The sequence below is a fragment of the Enterovibrio baiacu genome (genome assembly GCF_004120195.1).
GTDB lineage: Bacteria > Pseudomonadota > Gammaproteobacteria > Enterobacterales > Vibrionaceae > Enterovibrio > Enterovibrio baiacui.
Genome location: NZ_SCHN01000009.1, coordinates 215882 through 229962, shown reverse-complemented (window position 1 = coordinate 229962; position 14081 = coordinate 215882). Strand labels below are relative to the sequence as shown.

12 protein-coding genes are annotated in these 14081 nt (G+C 46.4%); 7 read left to right on the top strand and 5 right to left on the bottom strand.

Annotated features, from left to right (window positions below):
* Positions 1-601 precede the first annotated feature (601 nt).
* Positions 602-2749, top strand: coding sequence for a calcium-binding protein (locus EQP46_RS10550; protein WP_129493606.1), 2148 nt, complete (start codon positions 602-604; stop codon positions 2747-2749).
* A gap of 594 nt (positions 2750-3343) precedes the next feature.
* Here the strand turns inward: EQP46_RS10550 and EQP46_RS10545 are convergent.
* From EQP46_RS10545 to EQP46_RS10535, 3 genes are all read right to left on the bottom strand, one after another.
* Positions 3344-4648, bottom strand: coding sequence for a hypothetical protein (locus tag EQP46_RS10545; protein ID WP_129493605.1), 1305 nt, complete (start codon positions 4646-4648; stop codon positions 3344-3346).
* Positions 4649-4832: 184 nt separating this feature from the next.
* Positions 4833-5798, bottom strand: a complete 966-nt coding sequence (locus EQP46_RS10540; protein ID WP_129493604.1) for a catalase family protein — start codon at positions 5796-5798, stop codon at positions 4833-4835.
* A 401-nt stretch (positions 5799-6199) separates the two neighbouring features.
* Positions 6200-6658 (bottom strand): RidA family protein, encoded by a 459-nt coding sequence (locus EQP46_RS10535; RefSeq protein ID WP_129493603.1) that lies wholly within the window; start codon positions 6656-6658, stop codon positions 6200-6202.
* A 246-nt stretch (positions 6659-6904) separates the two neighbouring features.
* On the opposite strand from EQP46_RS10535, the gene EQP46_RS10530 reads away from it, so the two are divergent.
* Together EQP46_RS10530 and EQP46_RS10525 are read left to right on the top strand one after the other, a co-directional pair.
* Positions 6905-7471 (top strand): TetR/AcrR family transcriptional regulator, encoded by a 567-nt coding sequence (locus tag EQP46_RS10530; protein ID WP_129493602.1) that lies wholly within the window; start codon positions 6905-6907, stop codon positions 7469-7471.
* A gap of 32 nt (positions 7472-7503) precedes the next feature.
* The gene (locus EQP46_RS10525; RefSeq protein WP_129493601.1) at positions 7504-8010 is read left to right on the top strand and encodes a GNAT family N-acetyltransferase; all 507 of its coding nucleotides are present in this window, start codon (positions 7504-7506) and stop codon (positions 8008-8010) included.
* A 77-nt stretch (positions 8011-8087) separates the two neighbouring features.
* Here EQP46_RS10525 and yghU read toward each other — a convergent pair whose 3' ends face one another.
* Positions 8088-8948 (bottom strand): glutathione-dependent disulfide-bond oxidoreductase, encoded by an 861-nt coding sequence (yghU, locus tag EQP46_RS10520; RefSeq protein WP_129493600.1) that lies wholly within the window; start codon positions 8946-8948, stop codon positions 8088-8090.
* A 351-nt stretch (positions 8949-9299) separates the two neighbouring features.
* On the opposite strand from yghU, the gene EQP46_RS10515 reads away from it, so the two are divergent.
* Together EQP46_RS10515 and EQP46_RS10510 are read left to right on the top strand one after the other, a co-directional pair.
* Entirely contained in the window at positions 9300-9809 is a 510-nt protein-coding gene (locus EQP46_RS10515; protein ID WP_129493599.1) for a M23 family metallopeptidase, read from the top strand.
* A gap of 240 nt (positions 9810-10049) precedes the next feature.
* Positions 10050-11105, top strand: coding sequence for an NADH:flavin oxidoreductase (locus EQP46_RS10510; RefSeq protein WP_240671710.1), 1056 nt, complete (start codon positions 10050-10052; stop codon positions 11103-11105).
* 210 nt (positions 11106-11315) lie between these two features.
* On the opposite strand, the gene EQP46_RS10505 is transcribed toward EQP46_RS10510, so the two are convergent.
* Complete coding sequence (locus tag EQP46_RS10505) at positions 11316-12344, bottom strand: zinc ABC transporter substrate-binding protein (protein WP_129493597.1); 1029 nt, start codon at positions 12342-12344, stop codon at positions 11316-11318.
* A 182-nt stretch (positions 12345-12526) separates the two neighbouring features.
* Here EQP46_RS10505 and EQP46_RS10500 point away from each other — a divergent pair, with 182 nt between their 5' ends.
* A complete protein-coding gene (locus EQP46_RS10500; protein ID WP_129493596.1) occupies positions 12527-13246 on the top strand; it encodes an ATP-binding cassette domain-containing protein in 720 nt (239 codons plus the stop codon).
* The gene (locus EQP46_RS10495; protein WP_129493595.1) at positions 13247-14071 is read left to right on the top strand and encodes a metal ABC transporter permease; all 825 of its coding nucleotides are present in this window, start codon (positions 13247-13249) and stop codon (positions 14069-14071) included.
* Positions 14072-14081 lie beyond the last annotated feature (10 nt).

Below are 14081 nucleotides of genomic sequence, written 5' to 3'. Positions count from 1 at the left end.
AGTCTATCGTCACAAGCAATTTTTTAGCGGGGAATTGAGCTTCCGAGATTACAACGCGCAAGTTAGAGAAATTATTGCTGGGGTCGAGGTATTGAACAAAGTGCAAGCGAGGAATGTCTGTTCGTCAACAACAGAACATTTGACAGCGACACTTGGCACAACCGCACCCATAATTGAAATTGCTCAACAATGCTCATTCATAAAGTACTGGTTTTAAAAGCTTTACTTCGACGATAATTTTTCAGATGCTGAACCTGATCTATCCAAATTGAATGAATTTATATACAACTATTTCTGTTAATTTATTATTGTAACAAAAAACCTTATTTAATGGGAGGGTAAGGATATATTCTAGTTAACAAAAAACATCAAGCTCCATTAGTAATTTAGACTGATTTTTAGCTGATAAATTCAGTTTAACCTATTGTTTTTATTCAACTATACAAAGTGGGGATTGATGTAAAATCACACACAATAAATAATATATGTAAAATACACGTTTACGAAAATCCCTCTCCATTAGAAGCCTCGATTTCATGGCTAATTAGTGCCTAAGATAGTGGTTCGCTTCTGGATTAAAATTTAAAAATGGATATATATTATGACTAAAGTAATAGGAACAGGTGGTTCAGATAAACTTTCTATTTCAGAAGGGGTTGGTGTAAACCTTCTTACTAATGGTGGATTTGAAGATTTTGGAGTCCGTGGTGAAAACAATACTTTTTTTGATTATGGTGTTGCTGGTTGGTATGTGACAGGAGATTATAACCTAAAGCTTCAACAAGGTTCAATTTCTGGCGCACCTACTGATCATACTTCAAGTAGTGTGCTGGAATTGGATGCTTATGTAAACCTTTGGGTTCATCAAGAAATTGATGTCACAGAAATAGCAAGTGAGCAAGATACTTCCCTGAACTTATCCTTTGATTACGCAAATCGATACAACGGTGATAATCAATCAACAAGCCCCTTCGTTGTTCAAGTTATAAACAATGAAGGCGTTGTTCTGTATAGCAAATATTTCAGCAACACGCAATCAAATGAAACATTTCAAAGTTTTGATGTGGATTTTTCTGTACCTAAAGGAACTGATGGTCTTGTGCTGCGCTTTAAAGGACAAGGTGAGGTCGATAATCACGGGGCATTAGTTGATAATGTTTCACTTTCCCAGCCTAATCTTGATTCAAGCATAGTAACTGTCGATGGACTTGAAGGCGACGATATTATTACGGGTGGAGATAATTCTGACGTATTAATTGGAGGCATGGGCGATGACCGTATTGTTGGAAACGGTGGAGACGATATTATTTATGGTGATAGCAGTTCTAATACTTCTCGCGAACTCTTAATAAATTCAGATTTTGAAGACTGGGGAGATAATGAAGGTTATAAGAGCAACCTTTTCGAGGATTATGGCGTTACAGGTTGGTATTCTAGAGGATCTAGGAAAATAGAATTGCAACAAGGGCAGAGTGAGGGAGCTCCAGATAATAGCGATACAAACACTGTACTTGAATTAGATGGCTTAGAAAACACATGGATTCAGCAACATGTAAATATCGAAGGCCTATCGGAGTCAGGTAATATAGACCTGATGTTTTCTTTTGATTATGCAAACCGCTTCATGGGTAGTAATTCATCAACCAGTCCATTTGAAATCGAGATTATAGACCCAGTGGGTCGCATTTTATATAGCAAATATTTTTCGAACACCCAGGGAAACATTGATTACGAAACGTTTTCTACGGATATTGTTGTTCCCCAAGGCATTGATTATTTAACGGTTCGTTTTGCAGCGCAAGGATCTTCTGATGGCTATGGAGCTCTAATTGACAATGTTTCACTCAAATATTCACCAAGCGAAAATACATTCAATGACACCATTTTTGCTGGAGAGGGGGAGGATATTGTTTATGGGGGTGCTGGAGGAGATATAATTTATGGTGAGGCTGGGAATGATACCCTTAAAGGAGGCGCTGAAGATGACATTATATATGGTGGAGATGGAAACGACATTTTAAATGGTGGTCAAGGCAATGACACACTATATGGTGGCAATGGCGATGACACTCTTTTGGGTGGCGCTGGAGGAGACGCACTATATGGTGGCGCTGGCAATGATTATCTTCAAGCTGGCTTTGACGATGACATCATTATGGATGGTGGAACGGGGATAGATCGATATGTTGGCAGTGAAGGCAACGATACAATGGTTTTCGATCAAGAGGATTTTTCAGATACTAATTTATTGTTGTCTAATGGGACTTCCTATCTTGGCAGTCGAGGCTTTGACAAAATTCTCGTGGAAGACGACACACAAATCGATTTCTCTGGAAACACTTATGGTGTAACTTCAGGGCCTAAAGTAATAGCACAAGTTGAAGCTGTTGTCGCATATGGGGATTCAGACCAAACTGTAAGCATCAATGCTAACGCAATTTTAGCGCAGTCAGACCAGATTCAGACAGTAACTCATGAAGAGCCCGATGATTGGAATGGTTTCGTAGCATATTTAGGTGAAGGTGATGATACATTTAACCTTGAAGCTCAAAATTGGAGCTATAGTGCTAATACGCCGATATCAGCCGAGCTTTCAGCAGCTCAAGTTTCCTTCTTAGGATTAAATGAGACACAAGTTGCCGAACTTGATGCATACGTTTTTGTTCGTTCTTCAGGTGAATCTATTACAATTTGGACGGATGCCGAAAACATCTTACAAGATGGGAGAGAGCTGTTTGGGACTATGTGATATTCATATTTAGAACATCAAATTTTGGTGCTTGAGTATAGTGAGTTTTAAATGAACACACTTTGCCCCTGAAATCACCTTTCAGTCACAACATCGGCCCCCTCCCCTATGAGTTATGTTAGTGTCACTGGTACGGTGGTGAAAGGGGCATTTAAGCTCTTTCTATTGATTAGAAAACATCGAGGACATATATGGACGCTCCCCGAACGTCAAGTCAATACGCTCTTGTCGCGTAGCGAAACGATATTGAGGTTGTTTTTGCCACTGTGTTCAGTGTTGATCTTCAGGTTTTCATTCCCTTTGGCAATAAGCGGGACAGACATACAAAAATGCCCCCAACCCTGCCAGACTCAAAGTGATCGAATAGTGTCACTTTGAGTATTTCTTCGGGGTAGTGTGGATGAAAATAGCATTAGTGACTTCGTTAAAACGCCAAGCAACCGAGATCTTATCTGAACTGCGCAAAAGCAAAGAACAAGATGTCAAAGTGGCTAAAATAGTGTTGTTCGATTCAATAGCCAATAGGTATCGTTGAAACAGCCACTACCCCAACGTGACTGCCCCAGTCCTTTCACCCCACCCTATTCTACTGCCCTATCGCAAAGGCTTCTCAACAGAAAACCAGGTAAACGCTTTCAAGGGAGCCAATACCTTGCTCTCGGCTTTCTTCTTCAAAAACTGGAAGCTGATATACACCGTGACGGGCAAAAGATACATCGCAAACGCCGATGCGACGGAGAAGATGTTTGGGTTCGCTGCACTCATGCTGAGCAGCAAGAGATCAATCAAAAAGGCAGCGACAAAACAGTAATACGTCAGTTTCGCGGCGACGGGGAATAACACGCCCTGTTTCCTCCACTTTTTAGCGCCATAATCGACAAGTTGAGAGACTGCCATAACGATGACGACCAACCCCATGAGGCCGTATTTCATGTTTCCCCACAACGCGAAGTATTGCTGCAATAGGGATTGTTTCGCGCCAAGGAAAGCCGCCATGAACGGCTCTATGGCTGAGAGAAAACCTGCCGATACACCGTTACTCATTGTCAGGTTGAACATGAAAAATAGCGACACAGACACTGCCAACGCGCTCGGAACGGCAAGCAGCATGACGCGGCTTGCAGACACGGCTTTTTTCATCGCGGTTTGAACGAGATGCCGAGATTTGGCGATTTCATTTCTTACCTTTTGAAACGTTAGCGGTGGCAGAAAAGGAAATTGCTCGGAAAGCACATCATTGTCTTGCTGCGCTTCAACAAGTGCTAAAAATGGTAGGTTATCTAGCGACACACCCGAGTGAGGTTGTTCGCTGTTATTACTTTGCGCGCAGCGTTCACCAAAGCGATGGAGGGCGTTATCGATATAGCGTGATGCCGTTAATGCCAGTTTTTCATGGCCGTTGACATGAATCAATAGGCTGCCTTTCTCATCACGCATTCCGCAAAGATGAAAAACGCGCTCTTCACCGCCCATGTCTAACACCATCTGATTGACGGGCAGCACGCCTTGGCCGGATTCGCCTAGCGGCGCATTCCAAATGACATGATCAGTAAAGGCGTCTTGATCCAAAATTGCCATGTCACTCAGTGTATCTCGGCGAGCAAACGCGATTCTTCGCCCTTTACCTGCCATGTTGATCGCCCAAACATCAGCGTCTCGCGCGGTGCAATAGAAATGCTTTTTCGTCGTGGCTTCGTCATCGTGATTTGGCAATGCAACCCAACACGCTTCACTTGTTTGCTGGGGAGGTTGAGCGCCCATGCTAACGCCGACGTATTCCCAATCTTGCAAAGACACGAGGCGGATTGACGTTTCAAAGTACGCTTCATGGGTTGTTTTTAACGCACAAATAAACGCATTAAGTGCGTCACCTAACTGAATGTCTAAGCCCGATTTCACGACTGCTCCACGGAATATGTCGGCCAAAAATTGCGCTCATCATGGGGCAAGAAAGAAGAAAAAACAAAAACTAAAACCTTACAATTTGCAGTGAAAACAAAACGATGAAAAAACACACAGAATATGTTCTGTGTTTAACCAACACATACATAAAGCGCACCTGAGGGTGCGCTTTATGTGCTTTTTATTTTGCGGCTTTTTCGGTGAGCCTTTTGCCGAAACTCACCGCGTAGACTGGGCTTCTTGCAAGAAGTATGGGATCACTCGACGGCTCAATACCTTTGGCCAACACCAAGGGGTCGAAGTTAATGGTGTCGCATTGACCTTCCGGCTCCGTCGCGACTTTTTCAATCACCAGGGTGACAGGCGTGATGGTTTGATGAGGGCCTGTCCATTTCACTGCTGCATTGTTGATGTCATCACTAGGGTTCGCCAAAACCGCCGTCATGTCCCAAGACACGCCGCCATTTTCTAGACTCGCTTGAATGTTATCGAAGAAGAAATCAGGGTGCGTTTCAACGCGAACACCGTTCGCCATAGTGGGTTCGAACACCCAACGAAACGGTGTCTTCTCGCCTTGAGCATTCACAAAGAAAAAGGTATTGATGCCATTATATGTGTGGTCTTCATACGGCTTCACTTTCTTATCGCGCTTCGCCATATGTTTGCTAAACGCCGCCAATTCTGGATGGCTTTGCTTCATTTTTGCCACGGCATCTTTGCCTTTTACTTTTGCTTGATTCAGCGCGAGAAAAGCCTCTGGTGTTGATACTGGGAAAAAATCCAAGGTATTGAGTGCCATTCTTGTGTTGTCACCGTTAAGATCAACAATGGATAGCCCGATCCCTAACTCACCATACTTGTCATCAGGCGCGTTGTTATTCCCCCCTGAATGAGAAAACCGTCCGATGACGCGTGAAGGTGCCTTAAAAATCGCACTGTCAGAGTAGTTAGCAATCAATGAATCATTAGGAATTAGCTGCCCTTTGAAACAAAACCCTTTGGTATGATTTCTTCTTTTTCCCTCGGTAACACCAAATTTGCCTTCAAAGGCATCAATCATTTCTCCGGGTAACTGTGGCGAAATAGCTGCCTCTGCGGTGAACGCAATCAGACCCATCAACATCATGCTTAACCTTGTTTTTTTCATCACAACCTCACTCTCCCTATAATTATTCGCACACGAACTATTAGTAATCAAACAATGATGGATGATGAATAAAAGTTCAAACTCCCTACTGTGTCTTTGTTGAGATAAGCAGGCAAAATGGGTCCAACTATTTTCTTTTCGATGACCAATGCAATCACACAGAATGCACACCGAGCCAGTCAAACAAGAATGAGACGAGGTGAGGCAGGAAATGGATGCAGTACAAAAAACGAAAGGAATACGAAGTCTAGCGGGGACAGGCACTCATAAATGCCTCAACCTCAGTTTTCTTTGGCTATGATGGATGAATTTACTGACGTGATACGAGGTGTTGCGCCTTTTGATAAGGGACACAACACCTAGAGAATGACAGTCACGATCACTTGATCACGCTCGCCCTATCAATCAACCGCTGCGATACATTCCACTTCCACTTTTGCCGCCAATGCCAACCCATTTGCGCCGATGGCACTTCGCGCTGGGTATCGGTCAGAAAAATACGTTTTATAGATACCGTTAAACGTTTGCCATTCCGACATGTCTGCGAGTAAGACAGTGCATTTCACCAGATCGCTCATGGCATAGCCGTTTGCGCTGAGCGACGTTTTGATGTTTTCCATCGTCTGTTTTGATTCCGCTTCTATTCCGCCCGGCGCTAAGGTGAGTGTGCCTGGCAAAATGCCGATCTGCCCTGACAGGTAGAGGGTTTTATCCACTCTTACGGCCTCTGAAAAAGGAAGTGTCTTAGGAAGCACGGCGCCAGAGTTAAGAAACTCGATTCCTTCATGCTGTTTTGCCAATACAGGTTGAACAGTGAGAATGCTGAGACCGACCGTGAGTAAGATGAAAAGATGTCGCATGTTAGTTTCCTTACGTTTGACTATCGATGCGCGTCGCGGATTAAGCGAGTAAAAACCGACGCAAGAATGACAGCTATCAGCGAGCAAAAAGATGAGATAGCTGGAAGTGAGACGAATTAGGACGGGGTTTGGATGCACGACCAAACTTAAAACATTCGAAAGATCTTGTTCTCTCTTTTTGATCGCTATATTATTCGAGAAAATTTACAGACCGGACGGTCGGTTTGCTTTTTAGAGAGCACTGATATGGACAAAAAACAGCAGGTCATGCAAGTAGCGATCTCGCTCTTTGCAACGCTAGGGTATGAGAGAACCTCCATCGCACAGATTTGTGAATCTGCAAATGTGTCTAAAGGGTTGGTTTTTCATCACTTTAAGAATAAAGAGGATTTACTGCGTCAGGTATTTGTCCGTATGGAGGAAATCATCAACGATGTTGGTGAAGCATCCAATGCTCAGAATGAATCTGCATCGGCAAAAGAAAGGCTGATTCATTTGTTAGAGGCGATCTTTCTCTCTATGGCAAACCCAGAACAAAAGCTGTTTTATCAGTTTGACTACCAGGTTAAATGCCAGCCGGCTATGCGGCTGATATTGAAAGATCTGTTAGATGAGCGCTACACACTGATGATGAACTCTTTTCAAACAATTTTAGCGGATCTGCCTCAGTCAAATGACGTTGTAGATAGCCACATGTTAATTGCTGAAATAGACGGTATCGCGCTCAACTATCTGTTCTCGGAAGGTGATTATCCGTTAGCGCAAATTAAAGCGCGTTTCATTCGTAAATATCTGATGTTGCTTGATCTATAGCGCGAAAAGAAAACCCAATAGGAATGTTTTAAATGAAAACACCATATCAAATTCAATATGAAGCGTTCGCCGCAGCAGGTGGGCTTTATGATGAGCGCCATGCAAAATTATATGCATCCTTTGCTGACGACCTCATTAACGAAGGCAGTTTCTCTATTGTTTTTGAAAGCGTCGCACATGCTTGCTATACCCCAATCACAGTTGATGCTGCACCTCATCTAAAGTGCTTTGTTTTGGCGCCTTTAGCCGTACTGCCTGATTATCAGGGTCAACGGTATGCGTCTCGTTTAATGGATGAAGCTGAAAAACAGCTAGATGCCGACGTGATCTTTGTGATGGGCGAACCCTTCCATTATGGCAACCGCTACAATACGCCTCACAATGTTTTGCCGCCGGTTAAAACGCTTGCGCCGCTAGAATGCTGGTTTGCTAGAGCGCTTACACCGGGTGCATTGGATGGTGTTGGTCAATCGACATCAAGCATCTCGGGGGCCTATGCCAACCCACTCATGTGGGGTCACCCAAGCGAGCAGGTATAATTAAAATCCCCCTCTGCCATGCGGGAAATGAAAAACGCACCCTTGGGTGCGTTTTTTTATACGTTATGACCTAAACACTACGGGCGTAGTTTCAGCACCTTATCAATGTCTTCTGCTGAATGGCGCTCAGGCACTTTTTCCCACTCTTCACCAAACGGACGGTTGACCACGCGACCGCGTTGCACACCTTCACGTTCTTCAAGTTGCTTCGCCCAACGCATGACGTTGGTATAGGTATGCACACTCAAGAACTCTGCCGCGTCATACGCGTTTCCAAGCACCAAGTTGCCGTACCATGGCCAAATGGCCATGTCAGCGATGGTGTATTCTTCACCCGCAACAAAGGTGTTGTTAGCAAGTTGCTTATCAAGCACATCTAACTGACGCTTGGCTTCCATTGCGAAGCGATTAATCGGGTACTCTTGCTTCACATCAGCGTACGCATAGAAATGACCAAAACCGCCACCAAGGAACGGCGCAGATCCTTGTGCCCAGAATAACCAGTTCAGGGTTTGCGTGCGTGCAGGGCCGCTTGCTGGAAGGAATTTGCCGAACTTCTCTGCCAAGTGCATCAAAATAGACGCTGACTCAAACACATTAACCGGCTCCGCACCTGTTTTGTCCACCAGTGCAGGAATTTTCGAGTTCGGGTTTACGCCCACAAAGCCAGACGAGAACTGATCAGATTCGCCGATGTTGATCAAATACGCATCGTATTCTGCTTCGGTAATACCCAGCGCTAACAGTTCTTCGAACATGATGGTGACTTTTTGGCCATTTGGCGTGCCAAGCGAATAAAGCTGGAAGCCGTGCTCGCCAACCGGCAAATCACGATCAAATCGGGCACCTGACTCCGGGCTGTTTATGTTCGCCCATTTGTTACCGCTGCTTGCCTCATTCGCCCAGACTTTCGGCGGTGTATATTGGTTGTCGCTCATGGCTTCTCCTTAAACGTTAATGATGAACGAGTTAACTGACGAACTTCAATCAACGGCGCTTCGCAGATAAATGCCAGAAACAATGTGCATTGAAGGCGTCCGAAGCTAACTCGTTATTATCCAAACCAATACACTCTAGCATTAGGCTTCGCTCAATCACAAAGATTACGCGCGACCCGCTGAAAACCGAAGGCATTGGCAATATTGAGAAAGAGAACCTCATTTCCGTTTAACCCTTTCACCTTTGGCCTCTTTTCTTTGACCCAAGCCTGACAAAACGTTCGACAAGCAGGAATATGCTGTTCTTTTCTCGGCAGTTTTCTCCTTCATACACGTTAAAGGATTAACGACATGAAACGGATTTTTCTCTTCCTGCTTGTGCTTTTTGGGGCGGGGTTATTGATGCCTTCTGGTGCGGTCATTCCGGTAAAAAACGCCGCCTGTAACGATTGGAATGCAAAAACGTTCTGGTTCGAACCTTGGGGCAGTTCGGGTGTGCACAAAGGCATTGATGTGTTCGCGAAAGAAGGCACGCCGCTTCTTGCCGCCACCAGCGGGTGGGTGACGTACGCTGGCGAAATCAGTAAAGGCGGGAAAGTGATCGCGATCCTTGGCCCTAAATGGCGCATCCATTACTACGCACACCTCAAAGACATTTCTCCCACGCTTGGCCGTTGGGTTTCCCAAGGGGAAGAAATCGGCTCGGCTGGGCGAACGGGTAATGCATTCAACAAACCCGCTCACCTGCACTATTCGGTGCTAACCCTTGCTCCCTACCCTTGGCGAATCACCACGGAAACCCAAGGGTGGAAGAAGATGTTTTACCTTGATCCCGCCAGTGCATTCGGCGCGTGCCGTTAGAAACAATGCGCCTTTCAATAACTGCTCTCTTTCGCGTTCATTTCTTGTCGCTTTCTTATGCGAGAGTGCCGCTCTCTTAATCTAGATTAAGTTTTGCCTGCCATGTTCTCTGTACTATCCCCGTGAATCAGTGCCCATGCTCAGTGGGTCACTCGCGTAAAACGATTTTAATGAGGATGAGACTTGAGTTCTTTGTTTGCAAAAACCCGCATCGGCACCATGACACTTAAAAACCGCTTCGTGAGAAGTGCGACGTGGGAAAATATGGCGACAGAAGATGGCCATATGACAGATAAGCTTTACGCCATCTATGAAGAGCTCGCTCAAGGTGAGATCGGCCTGATCGTGACCGGTTACGCTAACATCGTTGAAGAAGAAAAGCCCAACGCGGGCATGATGGGCATGTATAACGACTCGTTTATCGAGGAATACAAAAAGCTCACTCAAATGGTTCATAACAACGATTCTAACATCGTGATGCAATTGGCGTATGGTGGCACGAAAACCACGCATGACCTTGGCGAACGCGTGATTTATGCACCAAGTGAAGTACCAGAAAAAGGGACGCAAACACTTGGCAAAGCCATGACCAAAGATGACATTGATTACATTGTTGATGCGTTTGCCAAAGCATCATTAAGGGCACAGCAATCGGGCTTTGATGGCGTAGAAATTCACGCTGCCCACACTTACTTGATCAACCAGTTCTTAAGCCCTTATTACAACCAACGTGAAGACGAATATGGCGGTAGCCTAGAGAATCGCATGCGATTCTTGTTAGAGATCTACGCGGCAACGCGCAAGCTGGTCGGCGACGATTTCCCTATCTTGGTGAAGCTCACCGCCTCTGAGTTTTTTGAGGGCGGCGCAACCTTCGATGAAACCCGCTTAGTGTGTAAAAAGCTCGAAGAAGTGGGCGTTGATGGCATCGTGATGTCTGGCAACATTCATGGTAAAGCCGACACCATGATTGGCGAATCACACGATGGCTTTACGATTCAAGCAGAAGGCTACTTTCATGAATACGGCCACGCAATCTCCCAAGATGTGAACATCCCGGTGATCACCGTGGGTGGCCTCACCGATTTTGATGCCATTGAAGCCATCGCGAACAACACGGGTATTGAATACTTCGCCCTCTCACGCCCTTTGCTCTCTGAGCCACACCTTGTGAAGCGCTGGAAAGAAGGCGATCGAAGCCCAGTAGAATGCGAGAGATGTTCGAAGTGCCGCACCAAGCGCGGTAACTTCTGCGTCGTGAACAAAGACAGAAAAGTCCAGCTTGCGCGTATGTAGTCGCGTATGTCGTAGCGTAAGTTGTCTTCGTTGCTCTGATTCGGATCCTGTCTGAGCGAGTGCAACATAGCGCCTAGATAGAAAATCCAGCAGATTCACCACGAAAAAGTCCGGCTGGAATAAGAGGTAACTCTTGCTCCAGCCGGACTTGTTTTAGCCTGGCAAATGTTGGCATGCCTACGCGTGCAAAGGCGATGCCTCCATAAAGAACTATTTACACTGGCTCAGGCTGTTCACCATGGCGTTAATCAAGGTTTGATATTGCTTGCTACCAACAGGAATGGCGGCACCCAGTGGGTCCATGACGCCGATGGTTGTAATGGTGGTGCCTTCAAACACGTTCTTCACCAAACCTGGGTTGTATTGCGGTTCGGTAAACACACAATTCACGTTCAGGGCTTTAACTGTCTCCCTGATTTCTTTGATGCGTTTCGGGCTTGGATCTTCTGCATCGCCCAGCGAGATTGCCCCTGCTGCGACGACGTTAAAACGCTTTTCAAAATACTGGTAGGCATCGTGAAAAACGATGAACTTCACGTCGCCGAGTTTGCCAATTTTGTCATGGGTGTCTGCGATCAGGGCGTTAAGAGACGCGGTCGCTTCCGCAGCATTGCGTTGGTAGGTTGACGCATTGTCAGGGTCAGCGGCAGACAGTGTTTCCTGAATCACGGCGACCCATGCTTTTGCGTTTTCAGGATCAAGCCATGCGTGTGGGTCATTACCGTGGTGATCGTGTCCATGATGGCCGCCTTCATCTTTGTGCGCGTCGTGGTCGTCATGGTCTTTGTGATCATCATGGTCTTTATGCTCGTCATGATGCTCGTCGTCATGTTTGTCGTGATGATCGTCATCATGGTGCTCATCACCATGGTTATGAGCTTCAAATGTCGCACCTTCGCGGTATTCATGCGTCTGGGTTTGTTCTAGCGCGAGCATTTCCACTTTCTGTGCAGAGCCAGCCACGTTGTCCAAGGCCTTCTCGAGCCACGGCGTTAGCCCCTCGCCCATCCAAAACACCACATCGGCATTCGACAGGGCTTTTGCTTGCGAAGGACGCAGTGTGTATTCGTGCGGCGACGATTCAGGGGGAATAAGTAAATCAGGCTCGCCAACGCCGTCCATGACTTGACTAACCAGTGAGTGAAGTGGTGCGATATCAACGGCAACATTTGGCGTTGCTTGAACGTGAAAAGACATGCCTAAGCCTAGCGCGGCATAAGCAAACAGTGAGTGACGCATGAATTTCTCCCTTTCATTGAGTCAAAAAAACTCAAAACTTCGTAAGTGGCAAACTCACGTCAATCGCAAACTGACGTGAGTAGAAAACTTAATTGTTATGTTATAACATTACAAACATAACAGGCGTCACCCCTCGGATCTAGCGCTGTTTTCTTTTCAGGTCGTAATAAGGAAATGCCTCAATGTTGATTGAGTGCCAAAACGTGTCCGTTCTTCTTGGGCAACGAAACATTCTCCGCAACATTAACCTTTCGGTGCATGCTGGCGAAATCATTACCCTTGTTGGCCCCAACGGCGCTGGCAAGAGCACTTTGTTTAAAACCCTCATTGGCGCGCTTTCTCCAAGCACTGGCAAAATACACAAAGCCAGTGACTTGCGGATTGGTTATGTCCCTCAGCGTCTATACATCGATGAGACTTTGCCCATCACGGTGTCGCGCTTCATGAACTTACCTCGCACACATTCTCCTGACGTGGTGGCACAAGCATTGGCGGACGCCGGTGTTGCTGGCTTGGATAAACAACAAGTAATGAGCCTCTCCGGCGGGCAATTCCAACGTGTGTTGCTGGCGCGCGCATTGCTTGGCGAACCGAATTTGTTGCTGCTCGATGAAGCAACTCAAGGGTTAGACCATCGTGGAACCGCAGACTTTTACCGACAAATCGCCAAGGTCAGAGAAACACGCGGCTGCGCCATTGTGATGATCAGCCATGAGCTGCACGTGGTGATGAAGCAAACCGATTGGGTGATTTGCCTCAATGGTCACATCTGTTGCCAAGGCGAGCCCGACGTCATCAGTGATTCACACGAATACCGCGCGTTGTTTGGCCTTGATTCGCATGACGACATGGCATTGAACCTGCGCGAATCCCGCCGCCAACCTGCTACGGGAACCTTCTAAATGTTTGATGATTTTTTAATCCGCGCAATGCTTGCCAGTGTCGGTGTTGCACTGGCTGCCGCCCCGTTGGGTTGCTTCGTGGTGTGGCGACGCATGGCGTATTTTGGTGATGCAACGGCACACGCCGCCGTGCTGGGTGTGGCGTTTTCTCTTACGCTATCGACCCCGATTTTTGCTGGGGTGTTGGTCGTTTCATTATTAATGGCAATGACAGTTTCAAGCCTGAGTGGGCGCGGCTTTGCCATGGATACTTTACTTGGTGTGATGGCACACTCTTCTTTGGCGATAGGTCTTGTCGCCGTTTCTTTTCTTTCTGGCGTTAGGATTGACCTGATGTCATATCTCTTCGGCGATATTCTCGCTGTCGGCCCCACGGATCTTTGGCTGATTTGGGGCGGCGCAGCACTGGTATTGACGCTCATCGCTTACCGTTGGTCTGGGTTACTTCTCTCTACATTGAACCCCGACCTTGCACTGGCGAGTGGCTTTAACCCTAAACGCGAGCAATTCATCCTTACCCTCTCTCTCGCGATTGTCGTCGCCGTTGCCATTAAAGTCGTCGGTGTGCTTCTCATCGCAGCCATGCTGATTGTGCCCGCCGCAACCGCGCGTCCATTAAGCCGAACACCTGAAGGCATGGCGGTGATGGCAGCGCTTATCGCGGTATGTGCCAGCCTCATCGGTCTGCGCAGTTCCTACGTGTTTGACACACCCACAGGCGCAACCATTGTGTGTGTTTGCACCGTTCTGTTTATGGTCACCAATATCGCCGCAAAGTTATTTGTGCAAGGTCGCGAAAGGTTCGCTTCATCTAAAGAAAATTAGGGAGAATCAC